Genomic DNA, 22,663 nt, shown 5'->3' with positions numbered 1-22,663 from the left:
CTATAATCATAATACTATGACTAACGGCACCACATCTGAATCGAAGCGTTTTTTATTTGTCTCAATTGACGGCCTGATTAGCGATATTGCCTGGGTTGTTCACAAGGAAGGACACCAAGTCAAATATTATATCGAGTCTGAAACAGAAAGGGACATCGGCGATGGTTTTGTCCCTAAATGTAACAACTGGGAGGCAGAAGTAGATTGGGCCGATGTAATTGTCTTTGATGATGTTCTTGGACAAGGAACAAAAGCGCAAGCATTACGTCAGGCGGGGAAATTTGTCGTGGGCGGCACTGCTTATACAGACATGCTCGAAGATGACCGCACCTTTGGACAAGAAGAATTAAAAAAAGCTGGGATCCCAATTATCCCGTACAAGGAATTTACAAGTTTTGACGACGCGATTCAGTTCGTTAAAGACAGCCCGGGTAAATATGCAATTAAGCCTAGCGGCGAAGCACAAAATATTAAACGTCTCTTATTTGTCGGTGACGAAGAAGACGGACGAGATGTAATCCAGGTGCTTGAAGCTTATAAGCGCGTCTGGGCCGACCGCGTGAAAACGTTTCAGCTGCAGCGTCGTGCAATCGGAGTTGAAGTCGCAGTTGGAGCATTTTTTAATGGCAAGGAATATATCACTCCAATCAATGTAAATTTCGAGCATAAGAAACTTTTCCCTGGCAACCTCGGTCCCTCAACAGGAGAGATGGGAACTTCGATGTATTGGAGCGAGCCGAACCGGCTTTTTAATCTAACGCTTAAAAAGCTTGAACCCGTGCTTAGCGCCGAAGGTTACGTAGGTTATATCGATCTAAACTGCATCGTTAATCATCAAGGGATTTATCCTTTGGAATTCACCGCTCGCTTTGGCTATCCAACAATTAGCATTCAGCAGGAAGGCATGATTACTCCGATGGGAGAATTCCTTTATTTACTTGCTAGTGGGGCAGATTTTAAATTCAAAACTAAGAAAGGCTTTCAAGTCGGGGTGCGCTTAGTAGTGCCGCCTTATCCCTTTGACGATGAACACACTTTCAATACCTATTCAAAAGACGCACTGATGATTTTTCAAAAGCCAAACTATGATGGCATTCACATTGAAGACGTAAAGCTTGTTAATGGAGAATGGCTCTTAGCAGGATCTACAGGGGTTGCCTTAATTGTTTGTGGCACTGGACAAACTATGAAGCAGGCCCAAGCGCAAGCTTATAGCCGTATCAAAAATATTCTGATTCCAAGTATGTATTACAGAAATGACATTGGGGATCGCTGGGCAGAAGATAGTGATAAGCTGCATAACTGGGGCTACCTCAGAGAGGTCTAAGTCTGCTAATTCCATAATACTGCCTTCATGCACTATGAATTAATTATTCTACCACTTGCAGCATTTTTCGCTGGCTTTGTTGATGCCGCTGTGGGTGGTGGTGGATTGATTCAGGTACCTGCCTTACTGGCGCTCTTCCCGCACGCTCCACTGCCGACCTTATTTGGGACAAATAAATTCTCTTCGATCTGCGGCACTTCTCTTGCGGCCTATACATACATCAAGCGCGTAACAATCCCTTGCAAGCTGCTGTTTAACGCAATCATTACTGCTACGATTTTTGCATTCCTCGGTGCAAAAACAATTACCTTACTCGACCCTGCTCTGGCCAAACCGCTAATCATTATTTTAATTTTTCTTGCCGCATTTTATACATTTAAGAAAAAAGACTTTGGAACTAGTCACGACGATCTTGTAGTTTCACGAGAAAATATTTTACGCAGTGGATTAATTGCTGCGGGACTCGGCTTTTATGAAGGTTTCTTTGGGCCCGGCACAGGCAGTATGCTGATTTTTTGTTTTGTGCGCTTCATGAAAATTGATTTTTTACATGCCTCTGCCTTCGCAAAGTTTGTAAACCTTTCAGCAAATCTCTCTCCCTTGATCTACTTTATTTCCACTGGTCACATCTTGTGGCGCTATGCTTTACCAATGGCCTTGTGTAATCTGATTGGTTCGCGCCTGGGAACGAATTATGCCTTAAAACATGGCAATGCGCGCGTGCGCATCTTATTCCTCTGCGTTCTGTCACTTTTAATTGCGAAATTGATTTTCGATTACATTAAATAAAAAATCTAAAGACAGAATATTCGTTCTAGAGATTCTTGCTTCCAAACTATTTCTTTAAAATCTAGAACTGCTATTGAGTAGTTGGATGAATTGTTCTTTCTCATGTTTGTCTTGAGTAATTTTCAAATCAGCTCTTCCTTTGAATTCATCAGCGGAAGAGCCATTCACAAATGGTTTTTCCAAGGAAAAAAGAAAATGAAGCGAGAATATAAAACGCGTCATCCTTGTATGGCGTGAAGGAAACCCCATCGTCCCTCAACTGGCTCCGTTCTTTTGCAAGATCGGGATCCCGGTTCAACGCATCGAGATTCTAGCGGAGGAAAGCGCCTTTGCTGTGAAACTAAATTGTAAAACTCGATGAGCATGCCCTATTAGTTATCGCTGACTACGATCCAGAGATCGAAGCAATTTTGCGAGAAGAAGTTGCCCATCAGTGCAATGTCAGCTTGCGCTTTGCCTTCGATGTTTTATGGCCAGATATCAGCGACATTGAATCACCAATGTCTAGTATTCTTGAACTTTACGAGCCGAGTCAGCGCTGGAATCCGATGGACAAAGTTAGTTCTGAGGACCTAGTCGAAAGACTGCTCAATTCATGATCTAGAGGCTACGGTTGCCGAGGAGGGGTGGTGCCCTATGTGGTCACACTGCACTCCTCGGCCCAAAAGTTTTTAAAATGTCGTTTTAAAGTGAATGGCCTCTTCTCGAACTCTAAATTATTTCGTTAGTAATTTGTCAGTGTCATTGCTAGACCAGCCCATTTGCCTGCCCTTGACTCGGAAGAATGCGTGAAAAAATTGCCGAATTTGGTTCAATCTCTTCGTTACGGGAGAATAGCTAATCTCTAGCTTATTTAAAGTAGCTGCACTCCAGGTGCATAGGTTTGAATAAAGTTAACCGACGCCGAAATATCAGTGCGCGTAAAAAATGTCGTATCGCCTTCCTTACACTCAGCTTCGAGGTCTCCGTAAGAAGTCACACCAACGACTCCTGTCAAAATTGAGCCATTACGGTCTTCTACGCGAATTGCAGGTCCTCCAGAGTCTCCCGTGCAGGTGTTACTGCCATCACTACCAAAGATAGTCACGACATGGTTTGCTGTTACTCGGTCAGCTAAAATCTGACCACTTTTTAGCGTCCCAAGATTGCCATTTTCATCAAGCCCATAGCCAAAAATATTTAATACATCTCCAGCTTCCGTGGCACTACTAACCAAAAGCCCAACTGGCGTTATCGAAACTCTCTGCGGTAAACGCAAAATCGCTAAATCATTAAAAACAGCCTCTGTTTCCACGCGATAACTAGGATGTATTTTATAGGCCTCAGCAAAAATACTCTTGCCGCCGATAATCGCGGTGGCCGTGATTGGATTTTCATTATTTGGGCCTCTTAGACAATGCGCTGCGGTCAAAATTTCTTTAGAGGTGATCAACGTACCTGTACAAACAAACTCTTCGGTGAGATTAAAACGGACCCGTAACTCAACTACGGGCGAGGTTTTTTCACTACATTCTGAACCATCAAAAATCTTCGGGCGAAGCGATTTAAGACCAAGCACCCCGCAGGCATTATTGGATAAGTCAATATCGTTATTTGAATCACTGTCGCTACTTGAACAACCAATGGCTAAGACTAATCCGCCAACAATCAATACTAACTTGAAAAGTGCTCGCATGAACCTAATCCTCGATCTGTAATTTTATTTCATCAGCATTCGCTTTGAGTTCTGGAGCATACATGGCAAACCCAAGCGTTGGAAGCGCGCTGAATTTGCCAGGAATCTCTGCACGAAGCCGATACGAGATACTGTGTTTACCCCGACTTAACGAGCGAGTAAAGAAACTTACCTTTTCATCTCTAAATTCAACGTAAGCCTCAAGTTCATTTCCGTTATAGCCACTTCGCAGATCAACTGGCTCGAAACCTGCAGCTTTTAAATCTTCAAAAATCAAATATTCATAGTCGTTTTTACTGTCGATTTCTAGCTCGACTTCAATCAGATCACCACTTTTAAGCATTTGTAGATCCTGAAGCGGTTCACGCTGATATGAATCTTTACGTGCTTCTAACGCTTGCCCTTGCGCACCTGCTAGCAACATCTTCTCCTCATTCCTTACTAACTTGTAGAACTTACGGTTGACCTTAATTTCAAGACCAGCCTTCGTGATGTAGTCTTCAAGCGTAAAGTTCGTCAGATAGGCGTTGTAGTAAAGTGGGCCTGTTCCAGACTTTTTAATACTAACTTCGTGTTTGCCATCAGTTAGTGCTGCACCTTCAAGCATTAAGACATTATCAAAAGTGAATAGGTTTTCTGGGGAAATTTTAACTTCCTTAAGTATTTTCCCATCGACCGCAACACTGACAGTTAAATTTGGTGCGCTTTCACCACTGGCTTGAATGTAATCAGCAAGCGCTTCGATTGCAGTTGCAGAATCACGCGTAGAATTCCAATAGGTTGCGTTTTTGCGATTATTGACTAAGTACTTGGCAAGGCGTGAAGCCACTTGGCCCTTTGGATTGGTTTGTGCAAGCAGTTTCAAATAGTAGCTATTGGCCTCAATTGTACTACCATACCAATACCACCAGTAGTTATCTTCTGGTAAACGCAGATAGGCAGTTTGGTTTTCATCATCTTGCACCAAATACTGCTCAATATTTTTCAAAATCGCCTCGACTTTAGCCTTGTCTCCTTCCTTGGCAAAAGCAATCCCGAGCATAGCTTTGGTATGCACAGCAATTTGAGTTTTATCTCGGAAAAGCAACTCTTTCATCTCGGCATTCGGACGACCAGCTTCAGTCAATACCATATAAGTAAAAGCATCGAGCTCGTCGGCATATGTTTGATAAGGCTCGGTCTTGAATTTGGCGTTCTTGAGCTTTTGTAGTTGCTGAGCTTGATAGTTTTCTAACCAAGCTAAGGCACGCGAAAGTGTATCTGGACTGAAATTCACTCCAGCTGCTTTAGCGATATTCAACCCATGAGTCACAACCGCTGTTGTATGTGGATAAGATTGCTCCCCATATCCAGAAAACCAACCCCAGCCACCATCGGAATTTTGCATTGCCTCCAAACGGTCCAATCCGACCTTAACCATCTCAGCTACTTTAGCTTCGTCAAAAACAGGGTTATCCGCAAAGCGCTTCCATTGCGCCGCACGTAACTGTGCCGAGCCAATTTCTTGGGCGTTTAAATTTGTGCGCTTATCGCGAATCGCTTTGAGATCAAGCTTCATGCTTTGGAGGATTTTTTGCGTAATCACCGTCGGCAAGAAACGATTCAGGGTTTGCTCCGTGCACCCGTATGGATAACTTACCAGATAAGGCAAAGCATCGACCATCGCTGTTGCTAAGCTCGGAGAATAGCGAATTTCAAGAAGTGATTGATCGACCCGACGCTGACTTGGGACTTTAATGGAGATTTTTCCTTGATTATCTTCGGCACGTAATGCCCCACTAAAGCTTTCAGTCTTTAAAATGCCGTGAACATGCACTGGAATCTTTAATTCCATTGCGTCTGATTCGACATCAGTTAGTGCAAAACCACGCACTGTTGCTAAGCCTTCCTTGACTGCCTTGAGACGCCAATCGATGCGTTTTTCACCTTGACTTGGGACTGTCACGCTTTGCTCTTCCCCGTTGATAAACTCTAAATATCCACCATCAAGTTCAAGCTTGGCTTTAACTATTTTTTCTGCCGCTAAATAGTTATGGATATTTGCTGAAATCACTACCTCGTCTCGCTCAACTAAAAAGCGGGGTGTTTGCAGCCGTAAGATTAAATCCTTGGCGGTGACAACTTCTGCTTCACCTTGACCAACGCGCGTGCCCTCACCAATTGCCCAGACTTTAATTTTCCACTCAGTCAAGTTTTCAGGCATTTTGAATTCGACTTGGCCTCGGCCATTCTCATCAGTGTTCACTGTCCCTGCCCAAAACGCAGTATCAGCAAATTCCTTGCGCACTGCCGCCTCAATCAGCTTTCCAGCGGCACCTCCGCCTGGTGTTTGTTGACGCTCCTCTTTAAACGCATCCTTAGACTCTTCACGCATATCGGCCACGGCATTAGCTGCCGTACCTTCTTGTGCGACCATTGGCGCAGCGGCAGATTTGGACGCCATCAAACCACCTACTCCACCTTCAGCGAGCATCTCAACAGAATCTCCGCGTCCACCTTTACGCTTTTTTATTCCCGAGACTCGATCGCCATCGACTTCATCATCTGCAACAGTATAACCAAAGATACCGATTGGGCTCATCGGCACCTCGTCGCTAGCACGTAGAGCTGATGAGTAGCGGTCCAGACTAGAAAGCGTACGTGGGCTGTGATGTCTGCGCCATTTCCAAAAGAAACTACGAATCTCATCAACATTTGAACCGCCGGAAATATATTCTAGCGAGCTATCATAGACGCTCACGACGGCACTACCTTTGAAGGGCCGACCTGATAATTCCGTTAGTGCAAATTCAACCTTAGCATTCTCTTGGGGCTTAAATTTCTCTTGCGACGTCTTAACCTTGACGTTCAGCACGCGCTCCTCTGGCGGAACAATCATCTCTTTAACTTCAGAATAAACTCTACCATTACCAATCGTTACAACCTCCACGAAAAAGTTCGGCATGTCTTTTTTGGTAATTGCAATCTCACGTACGATGCTTTTTCCAGAAATTTTTACAATTTCTGGATTTAAATATATTCCGTTGGCAGGTCGCGTAAAGATTAACACGGTGCTATCAGCTACCTCGGTGTTAATCATGACTTTAGCCTTTTCCCCGTGAGTATATTCTCTTTTTTCAGGAATGATCTCAAGCGCGTTAAATTTAAACGCCTTGGAGTTAAACCCTTCACCAATTACCGTAAATAGATATCCACCTTCAACGCTGTGACCAACTTCATCAAGCACAGTATAGCTGAGGCGGTACTGTCCGGCTGTTGACGCAGTCAGCTGAGTGCGGGCACGACCTTCAACGTCTGGATCAATCTTCCATTCATTGATCGCAGTTTCTACTACTTTGGAATTGGCGTAGGAGATTTTAAAAAGTTTCAAGGTCCCCTTTCCTGTCACCGGCTTATTAGAAACTGTCTGCGCACTGAAATCGGCATTAATTGTGTCTCCTGTTTTATAATGCCCACGGTCGACCCAGGCATAAACCTTAAATGGCTCACGTGTGGCAATCACCTCACCGGTTCCGACGATTGTGCGGCGTGACTGGTCAATCACTTCAGCTGTAATTTGATAGCGCTGATCTTGGTCAGGCTGCAGTGCCTTAGCAAGCTCAGTATCAATGCTAATCTTGAGAGTTCCATCTTTACCAATCGGCACTTCATTTTCAATTAGTAACTCTGGCGGTGTTGTGCGGGAGGTCCACCACCATGGAATTGGTCGCTCACAGCCCCAGCGTGCCCAGCCCGGAAACCATTCGTAGTTATAAGCAAACCACCAATAGCCCGCTCCATAAAACCAATCCCAAATTCCGACTGGGTACCAGCCTGCTGTATAACTTGAGCGTAAAACCTTATAGCGAACTTTCGCCTCGGTCACAGGGGAGCCAAAATAATATTTGGCCTTAATACTTGCCTCAATCTTATCACCAATGCGAATTGGCTTTGTTGGTGCATCAACAGTCACTTCGTATTCTGGCTTTTTATACTCTTCGACGCGAAATGTGCCGCTGCTACTTGAGTAGCTCGGCAAGTAGACAGTATAGACTCCAAGTTTAGCATCCTTGGGTAATTTGATTTCGCCATCAAGTCCGCCGTAATTATCCGTACGCAGAGTTTGCTTAAAAAATTCGTTGCCTTGTGGGTCATTGATAATGACTTGGACGTCAGTATTGGCGATAAAGGAATTTTTTTCCTGATCATACTTGGCATGGGCCAGCCAGAGTTTAAATTTTACATTCTGCTCAGGGCGATATACTGGACGATCTGTAACAGTGAAAACTTTTAGTTCGTTATATTCGTAATCATGATAATTCCCGTTCCAAATCGAACTAAAACCCAGATAAGCAAAGCGTCCGCTCTTTGTTTTCGCAGTCACTAGCCAGGAGTAATTCTTATCGAGTGTGCCACTGGGAATAATTAATTGGCCAGAGGAATCTGTTTTTGCTTGATGCGAGCGGGTCAGAATATTATAGCTTCGACCAGTAACTTTATTTACTAAGGAGTTATTCTGTATCCATTCAGTGCGATAACCAAAGAAATCAATTTCGGCATCACTAATTGCCGATCCATTTAAGGCATCGCCAACATAATAAAAAGTTCCCTGGTCAAGTGCCTTATTAATCAGCGCCGTATCTGCCAACCACATGACAATTTTACTTTCATTCCCACCAGCAAGCTTTGCTACGAGATAATATGCTCCTGCTTTTTGCAGTGGCGTCTTAAGTGTAATCCTTGTATCGAAATGATTTTCCCGAGGAATAAGTTGCTCAGTCCAAGAAGCGACTTTTTTACCACGATATTTGGTCGCTCTTTCATTAGCTAACTCGTAGCCAATTTGCTCAACTGTAACCTTACTGTAATCGAGATCGTTAGGATTACTTTTAATGTATTCTTTCAGATCATTTAAAAGCGTTTCGATATCGATTGCATAAGCCTCAAGAGTAACACTAGTGGCGTTACGAAATTTATATTCAAGGCTTGTTTGAGCATCCGCAGCTTGAGTTCGAGTTGGTTCAAATTGCCCCCAAGCGCCAACAATTTGGTCGAGCGCTTTCTGACGGTAGTTATTCGAACCTTTTCCGAAAATACCGATCGCGCGCTTCCAGCACTCGGCAGCTTTTGGATATTGTCGACGATTTTCATAGATTCGGCAAAGTTGCTCACGTGCAGACTCTGCATAGCTTGAGCGCGTTTGTGATTCGTCTGTATCAGCCAAGGATTTAAATAATATTGTCGGATTGTAGTCTTGAGGCAGACTAAAACGCTTAATGCCTGTAGCTAAGCGTGCGATTGTCTCATCATCGCTTAATGTATGTAAGGCATACTGGGACTCTGTTTGCCCATCTTGAGTGCTTGCGGCAGGAGTAAAATAATAGTTCTGAATTGTTTCAACGCCAAAAATGCTTTGCAAAAATGTTGCCAGCTTATAACTGACTTCATCTTTGTCGTGTGGAGCAAGTTCGGCCCAACGATTTAGTGTCCAACGAAAGCGCTCACCATCATTCTTGGCAGTCTCAAAATTCAACGGGATCGCATAGATTAATGGGGACCCATCTGCCGTTACAGGCGCTCCGACACTAGAGACTGTAGCTGCATAATAATTTTCTTCATAACCCGGCAATTTAGTCAGGTCAGTTAAATGTTCGAGTTTCCAGGCCGACCCGGCTGTTTGGTTTTGAATCAGCAACTCACTGAGCTGTCGATACAGTCCTATCGTCTTAGAGACGTCGCTCTCGCTTTTGCTTTGTTCGATTGCTGCTGTCACAAGCTGCAAAGCTCGCACGCGGTCGCGCTCTTGCGAGTTTATATATTTCCCGCCTTGGCGATAATTCCCGCGATAAAATTTACCCGCAATAATTGTTCCGTAGTGAGAAGCATGCTGAAAGCCATAGGCAACAGCTGAAAGCACTTGCCAAGTATTAGGTCTAACCTTTACGGCATCTTCAAGTAGCGCATCAAGCTCATCGTCTCGCCCAAGATTAGCAAGGGCGCTTGAGGCATAAGACAAATCATTAGAAAATTGCGTGAGATCGGATGAGGCATCGAGCACTAACTTCTGATAGCCTGCGAATGCGTCTTTGTAATTTCCTTGACTATATTGTTGATAGAGCGTTTCGCGTAGCGTCTCAGCCTGGGCAAATACTGAAGTAAACAAAAACGCCCAGATGATAATAAATTTAATTGTTTTCATTGAAAAATTTCCAGCAACAAGCGAGGTTACATATCTAGCATAATTAGACCTTACTAACCGGAAAAAGTTCCAGCTAAATATTTCTCAGATTTCAACAAGTTAGCGAACTTAAGCTGGGGTTGACTCTTTAAAACTCGAAGATAAAAAAACAAGTAAAGTCAGGTAAACCGTGGCGGCAATAAAGTAAGGCAGAGCAGAGGAGATTTCAAAGGCAAGTAATCCTAAAAATGGTCCAAGCGCTCGGGCCAAGCTACCCAGGCCTTGATTAAAACCTAAAACCAGTCCCTGTTCTTCGGCGGTAGCTGCACGAGAAATTAATCCGTTAAGAGTTGGAGTAACTAAACTACTGCCAATTGCTAGAACAACCGCAACTGGAATGTAAGCTAAAAATAGGTGCGGGAAGGGAAAGATCACCATCGTAAACGCCTGTACCGCAAGGCCAGTTAAGAGCAATCTTGCTTCGCCATAATCTCTTACTAGTCCACAAATTAATTTACCTTGGATCAAAACACCGATTAATCCAGCAACCAGCAAAATCATACCCGCATAAAAACCTGCCTTCTCTGTTGTTAAATGAAATTTACCTTGAAAAAGTAATGAAAACGTTTGCTCCATATTAGAAAAAGCTAAGGTCACCATGAAAAAGGCAGAAATTAGGCAACGTAACTGTGGTCGGCTGGCTAGTATTTGTCGAATATCCTTCCGGAGAAATGGATGTTGATAGCGGAAATCTTTTTTACGCTGCTCAACTGGTAGCGACTCGGGGAGCGATCGTAACGCAAGTAAGAAATTACATCCGCAAACGATTGCAGCTAAAATTCCCGGCGCAGAAATGCCAAAATAGTGCGAGGCGCTTCCACCGAAGGCGGGGCCAATTGTAAAACCGATGCCAAAGGCTGCACCGATTAAGCCCATTCCAGCTGCACGTTCTTCTGGTTTGGTAGAATCAGCAATGAATGCTTGAGCCGTGACTATATTTGCGGCAAAAACGCCACCAAATGCGCGTGAAGCAAGTAGCCACCAATAATTTTCGGCTAGGCCGAAAATCAAATAACTAATTGTCGATCCGCAGAGTGCCATCAAAATGATCGGCCGTCGCCCAAAGCGATCGGAAAGCATGCCCCAGAAAGGCGCGCTAAAAAACTGCATCAGAGAATATATTCCACCTAAGATTGCAAGACTTATTCCAGTTGCGCCGTAATGCCTGCCGTATACGCTGATCAAGGGAATTACCATGCCAAACCCGATTAAGTCGAACATTACAGTCGTAAAAAGGATGGCTGTGGGGGTGCGATTCAAGGATTTCATTTAGAAGGTCGATATCAACTTGTGTTATACTGTTAAAAATATATGACTCGAGCATTTACATTCCCTCCTGTAAAGCAGGCAAATAAATTTGGCCTCGTTGCCATTGGTGGCGATTTAAATGTCGAAATTTTGCTCGAAGCTTATCGCCATGGAATATTCCCCTGGCCGATTCTCGACCAAGGGCCAATGACCTGGTTTGCACCGGAAAGGCGTGCCGTTTTATTCTTGAAGGATTTTCATATTCCTAAGTCACTACGCAAACTTCTTAAAAAAGGAGAACACGTATTTAGAATCAACTATGATTTTGAAGCAGTGATTCGTTGCTGTTCTGTTTCGCGCGAATTGCAGCGTAACCAAAATAGTTGGATCACGGAGGAAATTATTCAAGCCTACTTAGATCTACATCGCGAAGGCCACGCTCATAGTATTGAGTGTTACAAAAATGGAAACTTAGTCGGCGGCTTGTATGGAGTTAGCATCGGCAAAATGTTTGCTGGTGAGTCTCTTTTTTATATCGACCCTAATGCTTCAAAGCTTGCGCTTTGGTTTTTGGTCGAACAACTCAAAGCCAAAGGTGTGCAGTGGATTGATTGCCAGCAGATGACGTCATTACTTGAGAGCTTCGGCGCGGTTGAACTTACACGCGATGAGTTTATGGAGATTTTAAATCCGGCTGTAAATTCTTCTGCTAAATTATTTCTTTGAAAATTCACAACAAGAGTTAGAAAAGTCTTGATTTTTAGAAAAATCGCTGCTATCTGTGTTTTGTGACTACAACTTATGATTTTACTACCATTCGTCCCTTAAGCGCTCCGACGCCCGTGCGCTAAGCACGCACATATATAGATTTAATTTAACCACATTTTTATTTTTTTGAATCAACTTGCAGCGCTTGTTGCATTCAATCCCCAAAAATTTGCTTCCGAGTAGAAGAGACGCACCCGTCTGTCCTTAAATCCTAAGGATTCTGGGACAGACAGTGAGCTAAAAGGTTTTAGAACACTGCTTGTTTGGTGATCAAATGAAGTATTTACTTACAATAGCAGAAGAACTCGGCCCCTTGATGCAGCTTGCAGTGCAAGCTGCCGCTCAAGCGGGTGCCATTATTCGTCATGGCGCACAAGCCATTAACAACGTGCGCGCCAAGGGGTCCCCCGCCGACCTAGTAACTGAGATTGACATTTCAGCGAATGCGGAGATTATTCGCGTGCTCCGTGACGGAGGCGTCAAAATCCATGTTTTATCCGAGGAGCTAAGCCCTGATTGGAGTGGAGATCTTGGTTCAGAATTCTGGAGCGTGGATCCACTTGATGCGACTACTGCTTTCATTCTTAGAGCAGGTTCGCACTATCCGTCAGTGATGTTGGCTTACGTTCAAGAAAAAGTGGCAGTTGCTGCCGTGATTCACTTCCCACTCAGTGGCGAATGGTTCATTGGGACATTAGCAGCTGGCGTTTATCGTTGCTCTGATGCAGATGAAACAGTCCGACAAGTTAATCTCCAATCATTCGGCGCAAGGATTCTGAATCAAGCTTGGGTTGCTACAAACGCTTACCCCGTAGCTCGTCATAGATCTTGGGGCTTTAGTGTTTACGAGGGTGAGTTAGGCGAACCTGGAGTAACGCGCTTGATCACGAATGAGGTTCCTCACTCAGGACTTGCGATGCGGATGTTTACGTCTGGACTAGATGTAATTCTGCATGACAACGTCAGCGATCGAATTAAGCAAGCGCCCTGGGATGTCTTTCCCGTGCAATGCTTAATTGAAGCAGCTGGAGGTTTAGTTGTGAATCTTGATGGCAAACGTTACGACCCACTCAAGCCAGAACCATTTATGGTTTGTAGGAATCAAGCTTTACTGGAAGAGATCTTGAGGTTTCGTCATTTGCTGGAATGGTAGGTTTGATTTGCAGGAGATAGACATTTATATCTCCTGCAAAATTTTTTAAGCTCACTATCTGATCATTTATAATTTTAGTGTTGCTGTTCTATACTATCGAGCACGCTGATTAATACGATCGAGACTAATGCTAATTGAATTAACGCCGTAAACGCGCCGGACATATCATATAATCCTGAAAATCTAATAATCAGATGTGAAAGACCTTGATTCGAAGAAATACTTTCTCCGACAAATGAAGCTAGCATCGCATTAGGAACTTGTCTTTTAGCAGCAGTTAAAAAAAGTGATAAAATACCTGGAAATACAACCACAGTCAGAAGTTTTGGGGTTTTTATACCCATCCGCCGGAGCCAATTACAGCGATTTTGAAGTATTTCGTAAATTACCTCGTACATTGAAACCACCGCTCCAATACTAACGACAAATGTAATTAGAAAAACTTTAGGAAAAACCCCAACACCAATCCATAAAATCAGCAGTGGAGATATCGCAATCGGCGGAATTGAACTTAATGCTAATAAAAGTTTTTCGATATGTTTGCTGCCGTTATAAAAAGTCGCTAACAACATCGACCCGCCTATTGCCAATAGACAACCTAAACTAAGTCCAATCAATAAAATCACTAGAGAATATCTCGTACTTTGCCAAAGTTCACCTTGAAGCAATTCATGCCAATAGCGATCCCAAATCAATGACGGTGGAGGGAGAAAAAAAGCAATCGCTTTGTCGCTTTGCGAAAAAATCTCCCAGCCAGTCATTAAAGCGACAAGCACTAGAGCTAAGAAAACCATTTGAGCAGAAACTGTTTTTATACATTCCATAAAGACATACAAAAATTTTTTAAGCTAGCGACATTGTCTGGTTGACCTGAATATAGCTCCCCCAGTGGAGGCGCGCTGACAATTAATATTCTTGAAGCTAATCTTGCTGCTTCTTCTAAAGAGTGAGTAACAATCAGTGCAGTAGCTTGATGTTTAGTTACATAATCAGTCAACGCTGCATGAACAATTTCTTGGGTGACAACATCTAAACCAGTTGTTGGTTCATCAAGCAGAAGAATGTCAGGATCGGAGAGTAAAATTGCACCAAGTTCAACTCTTCTACGCATTCCTCCTGAGAGCATTTCAGGCATTTTTTTAAAATGTGGTGACAGTTGAAATTGCGAGCCAAGATGTTGCGCTTCAAGCTCTTTTTGCTCATTAAATTCTTTTAATAATCTTGGCCCTAAAATTAAATTATTCCAGACATCAAACCACGGAATAATCGATGTTTGTTGTTCGAGGTAGCCAACCCTACTTCCGCACGTATCAATCTCTCCAGAACCAGCAATCAATTCTCCTGCGATTAGTTTCAGAAGCGTTGTCTTGCCCACTCCACTTGGCCCTAGCAGGCAAACAATTTCGCCGGGTTGAAGTGACAAATTTAAATTATCGACAATTAAATTGTCTCCGCGTCTAAAAATTAAATTGTTAATTTCCAGTAAAGGCATGTTATTTTTCTTCAACAAAACGTAAGTCTAATCCTAAATTCTTGGAAACTGTTGGTGCGAGAGCTCCACTGTTGATTCGCAATTCAATTGATCGATTCCATAGATTTCTTTTAACTTTAGCAGTCTGAGGAAAAACCTCTTGCTCATGCATGCGTACTAGAGCTGTTTTTAGAACAGCCGGTTTAAGATCGGGGAAAAGTTTTATTGCAACTTTTAAAGCTTGCTCAGAGTCATTTGAAATTTCACTTAACGCACGATCTAATGCACCAACAAATTTATTCGCAACTTCCATATTATTCTGCAAAAACTCTCCGCGCACAGTAATGCCGGTGATTGCTTGGGGTGGAGTAAAGCGTGCTAAATCAGTTACCACTCTAAAACCTTTGGCTTCAGCAATCGAAGCTGCTGGTTCTAGATCAAAGACAATATCCGCAGTTCCGGAACTAAGCAAAGCTGTCATTGAACCAATTTGTGCTTCAATTAAGCTTGCCTTGCCGACTTGATTTCGATGTTGCAACAGCAATTCAGTTAAGAGTGAGAATGTCGTGGAAGGTTGAGGAAATGTACCGATTCTTAGATCTTTAAAATCCTCGATTTTAGTTAGCGGTTTTAAGTCAGCGCGGGCTGCTAAGCCTGTATTTGATAGACGTTGTACTAAGAGAGCTACGACTTTCGCCGATAACCCTTTGTGTTCAGCAATCGCAGCAAAGATTGGGTCACCAACTCCAAAATCAGCACTTCCGCTAGCTACTGTTGCAAATACTTGATCGTCATTTCCAGCAAAGATTATTTCAGGTGCTAATCCGGCTTGTTTAAAATATCCCTCTTCGATTGCGTAATAGAGCGGCAAATAAAGTAAAAATTTTTCTTTACCGAATTGCGCGACTTTTACTGCTTTTAATTCCTGACTGTAAGTTGATCCAGGATTGAGCAGCACATTCAACAAATACAAACAATAAACTAAACATAAACAAGCTTTAGTCATTTGTCATTCTCCTTAACTTCAAGAATTAGTGAGTAACCTAAAACCTCAACTGTTCGCAGTATTGTTTTTAGAGTTACAGATTCATTTTGGGGATCAAGCAGGCGGTTTAGTGCCGCGCGGCTGGTACCTAATTTCTCTGCCATTTCAACACGTGAAATTTTTTTGTGCGCCATCGCGCGCTCAAGTTGATAAGAAAGCATGCGCTTCGGATTTGGACGGGAATCTTCACGGGTTAAGATCGGTGGATTACTAAGCGGGATTTGTATTGCCATAATGTACCAAAAATGATACAATTAGTATAGATGATTAAATTACTAAGTCAAGCATGAGTTCAAAGAAAGTTGTTCGAATCGCACAATGGCAGCGGGTGATCTTACCCTACCTGCCTTTATATATCGCGGACGTGGCAGGATACTTTACTGAGCTAGGGATAAAAGTTCGAATTGATCCAGTTGGTAATGACGACCAAGTCTTTCGTGAAGTTCTCAAGGGCAAAGCTATGATCGGCATAGGCGACCCGACATTTTGTGCCAGAATCGAAAATCAGTCGCAGCCTGTAAAAGTAATTGCAACTTTAGTTGAGCGAGCTGCAATGTGGGGACTTACAGAAAATCCAATTGTTAGACCAATTGAGCGCGTTGAAGATTTAGTACATTTAAGAGTTGGAACTTATCCTCAACCATCTACTTCTTATGCCTTACTTGCTAGCCTAAAGGCTAAACACTCAAGACTTTTAAAATCATTTAAAATCATTGAAGGTCCGATTGAACAGCAAATACAGCTATTCAAAAAGGACAAATGCGATATTGTCACAGACAATGAGCCCTTTATCTCAATTGCAGAAGATCAAGGCCTACGTATTGTTTATTCTTCACCAGAGTTTCATGCTCCACTTACTTTTACAGGGGCATACATGCGACTGAGCACGATTACCGAGGACCCTGAGACTGTAGCAAACTTCGTTACCGGGATTGAAAAAGGACTCAGCGCAGTTAGAAAAGACAAAAAATTGGCTTTGCATGTGGCAAAAAAACTCTATCCAGACGTTGGAGAGCGTATACTAAGTAACGCTCTGCAGCGACTTAGAGCAGCAAAAATCTGGGGTCGAGATGCTTTTACGAGTGAAGAAAATTGGTCTGAAGCTCTACGAATTAGAAAATTGCTAGGTGGCCGCTTCTTGCGAAATCCTCAACAAGCCGTAGTGAATGATTTTACAGCAAATTATAAGAAAACTTACTTGCTGCCTTCAAAAGCAAAACGACCTTCCAAGAACTCATAATGCAGCGTGCCGTCTTTCTTGGCCATTTTTAATCTTGTCGGCAGACATTTAAGGCCTACGTGCAGTGCTTGAGTCAGGCGCGAATCATAATATTCAGAACCAATCCCCACAGCTTTACCTCCAGGAAAAGCAACTGCAGAAAAACCTAAAGCCTTAGCATTTTCACGTTGCTCAAAATCATCCGCCGCATAATAGGTAATTTCCGAACTTACATCGGGGCCGCCAGTCTCGGTGCCCACAAGCTCACGCCGATCGTCACTGGCACAAATCGGAAGCTTAGGTAAAACAAGTTTTGTCGCAGTTTGCTTGGGTAGGATTTTTTCTTGGTATTTTTCGGCAAATTTTTGACTTTGTGCTGCAGTAATTCCCAGCACTTTATTTAAAGCAAACTCATCTTGCTTGGTAGAGAATTTAATACGACTGGGAATTCTCTCATAGCGCACAACATTAGAATCAGAAGTTCCAATGCCTCCATAACTTGGGTCAAAACTGCCGTCACGGGCAAATAAACGATGCGGCTCATAACCACCTTCAAAAATGTGCCGCTTACCAGCATGCTCAACCACCCAAACCGGAGAATCAGTTACAGCATAATCTTTAAGTAAACCTGGAAGCGGTTTAAGCGTTGCTCCGACTTGAGACACTTGAGCTGCCAAGCTAATTAATTCTGGTTTAGAAAAAATCTCATTCGAATTAACGCCAATCAGCGAAATCTCGCCGATTTTTACCGACTGTGATTGATGTAATTTAATTACAGACTCAATGTGACTACGGGCATGATTGATCTCGGTAGCAGAAACAATCAAATTTAATGTATCGATTAAATTGGGCCGCCCTTGCTGTTTAATCCCATCCGTCGAATCGACTTTTTTTTTAGCCGAATCATCGCCAAAGAGTGAATTATCAGTCGCTGTCTCAGACTGTTCTTCGACTGCAGGCGCAGTAACTGGAGGCTTTTGCAATTTCCCGCGGATTGCTACGCCACGCTCTTGCTCGACCTGCTTCATTAAGTCACGATAATAACCCGCTGAGGGCGCTGTATCTGAGCGCACGGAATTTCCTGGATTAGTAACTTTTGACTTTGTATCTTGCTCCTCAGTTTTTAACAGATCTTGGTCGTTGACAGCTTGCGGTTCCCCATTACTTTCTTGATCGACACCATGAAACCCTTCTTTAACAAAATCCTTATCAAAAAACCCGGGGTCAGGTGCGCGACCTTGGGCAGTTGCATTTGTTGCAACCAGCATAAGTAAAGTGAAATATAACTTTTGCCGCATAAAATCCCGCTATTTACCTGTCATTATTCCTCAACCGAGCGACAATGAATCGAAGGTGAAACGCATAAACAAGTACGTCGACGATTCCAGTGCACAATTTTATGATTACCATACGGTTCCATCAACATTCCCTTAGGAAAAAGCCCCTGGTCGCGTTCACTAATGTCACTCATTCTAAAACAACCACTTGGTTCAGGATAGATCCGTTGTATTTTATCGGCAGGGCGATCCCCAACGTGCGTGACATTATTTTGGTCGCGATATAAATTCGAACCTCCAACCGGATTAAAGTAGTTCGATCGGTTTGGCCCCTCTAACCCTTCCCAGTCAAAAATGGAATTGGCTCTGACCGACATCACGATTTGCGCGATCGGTTCTTGCAGCTCAGTGGTCCAAACTGTCGGGAAAAGTTGTCCCAAATCAGCAAGATTTTCTGACTGCACCATACAAAGCTTAGCCAGTTCGGGATTATAATCTGGATCAATCTTGATCATGCTTGAAATTTGGCTGCCTAGCCCGGCACGATATTTTGCACAAATCGAGTTCTTATAGGCGAGGGAAACAATTGGCCCGTAATATCCCGAATAGGCTCCATCGCCTCCATGAACTCGATTCGGCCACATTTCAGGAATCCGCCAATAATCCGGATGCGCTTCCGTGAAATCGCGAATTAACCTCTCCGGTGGCGGCAAACTACAGGCTGGCGCGCCTAGAAAGAAACCAGTTCCAGCTAGAGAACTTGTCACTTGATAATCAAAAAAAGTGCGATAAATGTGAGCCTCATAGGTATTCTCAGTTTCGCCTTCTAAGTTTTCTGTTGTCGTATTGCCTGCATGCGGAGTGCGTTTAAGCTCGCCCGGTATCTCAGCTTGAGACATGAACTGACGATAAGAACTGAGCACTGCTTCTTTATTCGCAATAAAGGATTCACGTAGTGCAGTTGCTTCCCCTGGATAGATTGTCGAACCAATCATGAAATTATTGGTTTCAATTACAGTTTCTGGCCAATAGTATTCGACATTGAGACAAGGCACCCCATCACCTGAAAAACCACAGATATCTAAAATTTTAATATCAAAGCAGCCCAAAAAATGATTGGCAATTTGCGCTGTATCATAAGCTGTGAATTCTTCCGCTGCATTTGGATTTCCATCATACCAAGGATGCTTTTTACCATCACGTGCCGCTCCAACCTGTGCTCCGGCGATAGCTCCACCAATCGAACCTCCTTGTGCGCGAGAAACAGAATCTTGCGCGTTAGCAGTTGTGCCTGGGTCAGGACTAGACTGCGCACATAACATGCCGGGCATGAGCGCGAGTGCTGTCAGTAAATAGAGCTGGGTTCTTATCGACATAAAACAGGAAAACATTTAACCGTTACTAGAACTTATCGTTAATTCTGTTATGCAGAGAATCAGTAAAAACGTTATCCTTTTAATTTTCCTTGTTTGCGAGCACTTCTAACGCCAGATAAAACCTACTTAAGTTCCTTAATTTGCTTAACAAATCCCCCAGATAGGATTGGAAATCTAAGCCACGTCTTAGGGTCGAGATTTTCATCATCAAGCATGAAACTCGGAGCGTAGCGCTCTCGCTTCCACTGATTTTGGGCAAAAAGAGTATAAAAGCGCTTAACCCAGGCGCTTAGACTTCGCTGAGAAAATCGCGAAGAATATTCCTTTTCAATTAAAGCTAAAACTTCGGCTGGACTTTGCTTATCACGAATTGCAAGCTCTTCAATTCTGTCTAAAACCTCATAAGGCATCAGATCTGCTTCATCGGTTTGCTTCTCACTCTGTGGCTTCAACTCTGCGCTGGGTTCAAGCGCATTCACGAAACTCATGCAAGGGTAAGATCCGAGGTCGGCCGGCCCTTCCTTCTCAAGCCAGCGCAACCAGCGGCGGATAAAACTTTTATCAACACCACCGATTGGACAAAGCCCACCTGAAGTGTCTCCGTCCATGGTTGCATAACCTACGGCAGCCTCAGAACGGTTACTAGTTGATAATAGCAGCGCATTTTTCTTGTTGGCAACAAGCCACACTCCGGGACTGCGGACTCGCGCTTGAATATTTTGTAGCGCCAAGCCATCCGTTTCCCAAGTTAAGTTTGTGGCTAAAGCAGTAGCAACAATGCGCTGATATTCAGCAACAAGCTTGCCAATCTCCCAGCTTAGAAAAGTCGCACCTAGGCCTTGGGCAACTTCACGTGCTGCAGTTGTTGTGGCTTGAGAATTATGCTCTGTCGCTTGGAAGACGCAAGTTAATAGCGCCCGAATTATTTCTTGTTCTGATTTTAAACCTTGGATGGCGGGAATATAGTCTAAGCGCTTTTTAAAATCCGCGATCCCCAAGGCACTAATCCCTGCCCTAATCATCAAGGTTACTAAAGCACTCACTGCAGCAGAATCAGCCCCACCGCTAATCGAAACCACAAAGCCATGAGCTTTACTTTTTCTTAAATAATCAAAAAGCCCGAGTGCCTCGGCGCGGAAGAATTCTTCCTCTTTATGGCTGGGAGAGCTTTCCCAGTGAGCGTCAGAATCCGTACTGACTTTTTGCTGGGCATTAACTGTATGGGTAGTCACCACAACTTCTTCAAATCCCAGCCGTGGTCCGATTTTTACAATTTCGCCATGCTCAGCAAAAATCGTCCCACCATCATATATAATTCTTCCAGAATCGTTTCCCAATAAGTTTACGTAAACGTAAGGCACAGCTAAATCCCGAGAAGTTTCGCTGCAAAGTTTCTGGCGAAAAGCCATTTTCCCAAAAGCAAAATGGCTAGCACTAATATTGATAATCAATTTAGCGCCGTCTTGAACCAAGGCATTTGCTGGACGATCATAAACCCAGGCATCTTCACAAATTTCAATGCCAAACTTTGTTCCGGCCGCATCGAAAATAATATCGCCAACAGGATAGCTTTTCCCGGCAATCTCCACAGTTCCAACCTTTCCTAGTGGCCAGGCATTAAACCAGCGCGGCTCATAATAAACTTCATCTCGCGCAAGAAAGCGCTTGGCGGCAAAGCCCTGGATTTTTTGATCGCTAATCACACAACAAGCGTTATAAACCTGATCTGTGTAGATTTTCTTTTGCAGTGTTAGCTTTTTAGTAGGCACACTTGTAGTCTCTAAAACTCGCAGTGGTAAGCCCACCACTACGGTGCAATCTTTAGTCTTGGGAAGAATTTCCAGCAAAGACTGCAGCGACTCTTCAAGGCACAGATTCGAAAGAAACATATCTTCACAACCGTAGCCAGAAATTGCGAGCTCTGGGAAAACAATCAGTTTTGAGTGTTGTGCTTTAGCTTGCTCGATTCCAGAAATAATACGCGCTAAATTCCCTCGCCAATCAAGCGGGGTTTGATTAATTGCAACACCTGAAATTGTTAAACCAGACTTTGCCTGCATCAGCATACCTCGGCTACGGAAAACTCAGCCCAGTGGTTGGATGTTTCAGCTAGTTTAAGCTTAGTCAGCTTTAGTGGGGCCTGAAAATGTGGCGCAAGTCTTTCAAAGCAAGTTTGGACAATATTTTCTATCGTCGGCAATTTGCCCTGCATAAAACTCACAGTCGAGTTAAAATCCTTGTGATCCATTTCCCGCAGTAAGACTTGATCGACAATTACATCCAATTCAGATGGGCTAATTAAAACTGGAGTGGCTGCTTCGGTAGCAGTGCCCACACTTACGGTGAGGACGAAATTATGGCCATGAGTATCGCTGCAATTGCCAAATTCTTGACAATTTTTTTCCCTGTCCCAATCATTCCGCTCAAGTCGGTGACTTGCTGCAAATTCATAACTGCGACTTAATGTTAGCATATCTTTGGTTAACCTGATTGTATTACTAGAAAGTGTCGCTGCTAACGACTCTAGCTTAATATTTGAACTAAGTAATTGCTGACGCGCTTGTCGATAAAATTCAACAGTAAAATCTAGCAAGTCATTGCACTGCAAGCTTAAGCCAATTGCAGTTAATTCTTTTTTTACATTCCTGAGATTGATAATCATCCCATCTTGCATTTGGTTGCCTGATAAAGTGGCAACAATTTCAGTTTCAGGATCAAACTTACTGCTCTGACCTGAGGCCAGATAGGGTAACCGAATTTTACGCGAAATAGTAAGCATCTATCTTGAACTATATAGCTAAAAACCCTTAAAATTCATAGTTTTAGGCAATCTCACGGTTGGGCTTTGAAATTTCTGCAAATTCCTGTAAAAACTCACCCTTCCCAATAAAGACACACTCAAGATTGGACAGTAAACAAGGTTAGGACATTTATATGAGAGAAGTCATTAAATTACAGTCAACAGCGGGCACAGGTCACTTCTATACGACCACGAAAAATAAAAAAAACAAGACCGGTAAGGTTGAAGTCAAGAAATATGATCCGGTTGCTAGAAAGCATGTAACTTACAAAGAAGGTAAAGCTTAAGCCTTAGCTGC

General features: G+C 43.3%; 18 protein-coding genes. 7 read left to right on the top strand and 11 right to left on the bottom strand.

Annotated elements, in window-relative coordinates; translation table 11 throughout:
- The first annotated feature begins 16 nt into the window (after positions 1-16).
- The 3 genes from JNK13_00700 to JNK13_00690 all read left to right on the top strand — a co-directional run bounded on the left by JNK13_00700 (position 17) and on the right by JNK13_00690 (position 2,715).
- Entirely contained in the window at positions 17-1,327 is a 1,311-nt protein-coding gene (locus JNK13_00700) for a phosphoribosylamine--glycine ligase (protein ID MBL7661247.1), read from the top strand.
- A 27-nt stretch (positions 1,328-1,354) separates the two neighbouring features.
- On the top strand, positions 1,355-2,116 hold the full coding sequence (locus JNK13_00695; protein ID MBL7661246.1) for a sulfite exporter TauE/SafE family protein: 762 nt from the start codon (positions 1,355-1,357) through the stop codon (positions 2,114-2,116).
- A 410-nt stretch (positions 2,117-2,526) separates the two neighbouring features.
- Complete coding sequence (locus tag JNK13_00690; GenBank protein MBL7661245.1) at positions 2,527-2,715, top strand: hypothetical protein; 189 nt, start codon at positions 2,527-2,529, stop codon at positions 2,713-2,715.
- A 254-nt stretch (positions 2,716-2,969) separates the two neighbouring features.
- On the opposite strand, the gene JNK13_00685 is transcribed toward JNK13_00690, so the two are convergent.
- From JNK13_00685 to JNK13_00675, 3 genes are all read right to left on the bottom strand, one after another.
- Positions 2,970-3,791 (bottom strand): trypsin-like serine protease, encoded by an 822-nt coding sequence (locus JNK13_00685; protein ID MBL7661244.1) that lies wholly within the window; start codon positions 3,789-3,791, stop codon positions 2,970-2,972.
- A 4-nt stretch (positions 3,792-3,795) separates the two neighbouring features.
- Positions 3,796-9,969, bottom strand: coding sequence for an alpha-2-macroglobulin (locus tag JNK13_00680; GenBank protein ID MBL7661243.1), 6,174 nt, complete (start codon positions 9,967-9,969; stop codon positions 3,796-3,798).
- 108 nt (positions 9,970-10,077) lie between these two features.
- Positions 10,078-11,277 carry an MFS transporter gene (locus JNK13_00675; GenBank protein MBL7661242.1) on the bottom strand — a complete coding sequence of 400 codons (1,200 nt, stop codon included), beginning with the start codon at positions 11,275-11,277 and terminating at the stop codon, positions 10,078-10,080.
- Positions 11,278-11,319: 42 nt separating this feature from the next.
- Here JNK13_00675 and JNK13_00670 point away from each other — a divergent pair, with 42 nt between their 5' ends.
- Together JNK13_00670 and JNK13_00665 are read left to right on the top strand one after the other, a co-directional pair.
- Positions 11,320-11,982 (top strand): leucyl/phenylalanyl-tRNA--protein transferase, encoded by a 663-nt coding sequence (locus tag JNK13_00670; GenBank protein ID MBL7661241.1) that lies wholly within the window; start codon positions 11,320-11,322, stop codon positions 11,980-11,982.
- Between the two features lie 316 nt (positions 11,983-12,298).
- The gene (locus tag JNK13_00665) at positions 12,299-13,177 is read left to right on the top strand and encodes a hypothetical protein (GenBank protein MBL7661240.1); all 879 of its coding nucleotides are present in this window, start codon (positions 12,299-12,301) and stop codon (positions 13,175-13,177) included.
- Between the two features lie 74 nt (positions 13,178-13,251).
- Here the strand turns inward: JNK13_00665 and JNK13_00660 are convergent, their stop codons facing one another.
- Genes JNK13_00660 through JNK13_00645 form a run of 4 tightly spaced genes read right to left on the bottom strand, consistent with a single transcriptional unit; the run spans position 13,252 to position 15,926 of the window.
- On the bottom strand, positions 13,252-14,001 hold the full coding sequence (locus JNK13_00660; GenBank protein MBL7661239.1) for an ABC transporter permease subunit: 750 nt from the start codon (positions 13,999-14,001) through the stop codon (positions 13,252-13,254).
- Positions 13,989-14,669 (bottom strand): ATP-binding cassette domain-containing protein, encoded by a 681-nt coding sequence (locus JNK13_00655; protein ID MBL7661238.1) that lies wholly within the window; start codon positions 14,667-14,669, stop codon positions 13,989-13,991. The genes JNK13_00660 and JNK13_00655 overlap by 13 nt, the downstream gene beginning before the upstream one ends.
- Before the next feature lies 1 nt (position 14,670).
- On the bottom strand, positions 14,671-15,654 hold the full coding sequence (locus JNK13_00650; GenBank protein ID MBL7661237.1) for an ABC transporter substrate-binding protein: 984 nt from the start codon (positions 15,652-15,654) through the stop codon (positions 14,671-14,673).
- The gene (locus JNK13_00645) at positions 15,651-15,926 is read right to left on the bottom strand and encodes an XRE family transcriptional regulator (GenBank protein ID MBL7661236.1); all 276 of its coding nucleotides are present in this window, start codon (positions 15,924-15,926) and stop codon (positions 15,651-15,653) included. The genes JNK13_00650 and JNK13_00645 overlap by 4 nt, the downstream gene beginning before the upstream one ends.
- A 53-nt stretch (positions 15,927-15,979) precedes the next feature.
- Between JNK13_00645 and JNK13_00640 the strand changes: the two genes are divergently transcribed.
- The gene (locus JNK13_00640) at positions 15,980-16,933 is read left to right on the top strand and encodes an ABC transporter substrate-binding protein (GenBank protein ID MBL7661235.1); all 954 of its coding nucleotides are present in this window, start codon (positions 15,980-15,982) and stop codon (positions 16,931-16,933) included.
- On the opposite strand, the gene JNK13_00635 is transcribed toward JNK13_00640, so the two are convergent.
- The 4 genes from JNK13_00635 to JNK13_00620 form a co-directional block, all read right to left on the bottom strand.
- Positions 16,888-18,210 (bottom strand): hypothetical protein, encoded by a 1,323-nt coding sequence (locus tag JNK13_00635; GenBank protein ID MBL7661234.1) that lies wholly within the window; start codon positions 18,208-18,210, stop codon positions 16,888-16,890. The genes JNK13_00640 and JNK13_00635 overlap by 46 nt on opposite strands.
- 23 nt (positions 18,211-18,233) lie before the next feature.
- A complete protein-coding gene (locus JNK13_00630; protein MBL7661233.1) occupies positions 18,234-19,565 on the bottom strand; it encodes a hypothetical protein in 1,332 nt (443 codons plus the stop codon).
- Between the two features lie 122 nt (positions 19,566-19,687).
- Positions 19,688-21,625 carry an NAD(+) synthase gene (gene nadE, locus JNK13_00625; protein ID MBL7661232.1) on the bottom strand — a complete coding sequence of 646 codons (1,938 nt, stop codon included), beginning with the start codon at positions 21,623-21,625 and terminating at the stop codon, positions 19,688-19,690.
- On the bottom strand, positions 21,625-22,344 hold the full coding sequence (locus JNK13_00620; GenBank protein MBL7661231.1) for a 6-carboxytetrahydropterin synthase: 720 nt from the start codon (positions 22,342-22,344) through the stop codon (positions 21,625-21,627). Before JNK13_00620 ends, nadE begins: the two co-directional genes overlap by 1 nt.
- 155 nt (positions 22,345-22,499) lie before the next feature.
- On the opposite strand from JNK13_00620, the gene rpmG reads away from it, so the two are divergent.
- Entirely contained in the window at positions 22,500-22,652 is a 153-nt protein-coding gene (gene rpmG, locus JNK13_00615; GenBank protein ID MBL7661230.1) for a 50S ribosomal protein L33, read from the top strand.
- Positions 22,653-22,663: the final 11 nt, after the last annotated feature.

The sequence above is a fragment of the bacterium genome (assembly GCA_016786595.1).
Classification (GTDB): Bacteria; Bdellovibrionota_C; UBA2361; order SZUA-149; family JAEUWB01; genus JAEUWB01.
This window is presented reverse-complemented; position numbering and strand designations above follow the sequence as displayed.

What these genes read in the sequence shown, in the direction of transcription:
- JNK13_00700 (MBL7661247.1), top strand. Translation starts at nt 17, where the DNA reads ATGACTAACGGCACCACATCTGAATCGAAGCGTTTTTTATTTGTCTCA.
- JNK13_00695 (MBL7661246.1), top strand. Translation starts at nt 1,355, where the DNA reads ATGCACTATGAATTAATTATTCTACCACTTGCAGCATTTTTCGCTGGC.
- JNK13_00685 (MBL7661244.1), bottom strand. Translation starts at nt 3,791, where the DNA reads ATGCGAGCACTTTTCAAGTTAGTATTGATTGTTGGCGGATTAGTCTTA.
- JNK13_00680 (MBL7661243.1), bottom strand. Translation starts at nt 9,969, where the DNA reads ATGAAAACAATTAAATTTATTATCATCTGGGCGTTTTTGTTTACTTCA.
- JNK13_00675 (MBL7661242.1), bottom strand. Translation starts at nt 11,277, where the DNA reads ATGAAATCCTTGAATCGCACCCCCACAGCCATCCTTTTTACGACTGTA.
- JNK13_00670 (MBL7661241.1), top strand. Translation starts at nt 11,320, where the DNA reads ATGACTCGAGCATTTACATTCCCTCCTGTAAAGCAGGCAAATAAATTT.
- JNK13_00665 (MBL7661240.1), top strand. Translation starts at nt 12,299, where the DNA reads ATGAAGTATTTACTTACAATAGCAGAAGAACTCGGCCCCTTGATGCAG.
- JNK13_00660 (MBL7661239.1), bottom strand. Translation starts at nt 14,001, where the DNA reads ATGGAATGTATAAAAACAGTTTCTGCTCAAATGGTTTTCTTAGCTCTA.
- JNK13_00655 (MBL7661238.1), bottom strand. Translation starts at nt 14,669, where the DNA reads ATGCCTTTACTGGAAATTAACAATTTAATTTTTAGACGCGGAGACAAT.
- JNK13_00650 (MBL7661237.1), bottom strand. Translation starts at nt 15,654, where the DNA reads ATGACTAAAGCTTGTTTATGTTTAGTTTATTGTTTGTATTTGTTGAAT.
- JNK13_00645 (MBL7661236.1), bottom strand. Translation starts at nt 15,926, where the DNA reads ATGGCAATACAAATCCCGCTTAGTAATCCACCGATCTTAACCCGTGAA.
- JNK13_00640 (MBL7661235.1), top strand. Translation starts at nt 15,980, where the DNA reads ATGAGTTCAAAGAAAGTTGTTCGAATCGCACAATGGCAGCGGGTGATC.
- JNK13_00635 (MBL7661234.1), bottom strand. Translation starts at nt 18,210, where the DNA reads ATGCGGCAAAAGTTATATTTCACTTTACTTATGCTGGTTGCAACAAAT.
- JNK13_00630 (MBL7661233.1), bottom strand. Translation starts at nt 19,565, where the DNA reads ATGTCGATAAGAACCCAGCTCTATTTACTGACAGCACTCGCGCTCATG.
- nadE (MBL7661232.1), bottom strand. Translation starts at nt 21,625, where the DNA reads ATGCAGGCAAAGTCTGGTTTAACAATTTCAGGTGTTGCAATTAATCAA.
- JNK13_00620 (MBL7661231.1), bottom strand. Translation starts at nt 22,344, where the DNA reads ATGCTTACTATTTCGCGTAAAATTCGGTTACCCTATCTGGCCTCAGGT.
- rpmG (MBL7661230.1), top strand. Translation starts at nt 22,500, where the DNA reads ATGAGAGAAGTCATTAAATTACAGTCAACAGCGGGCACAGGTCACTTC.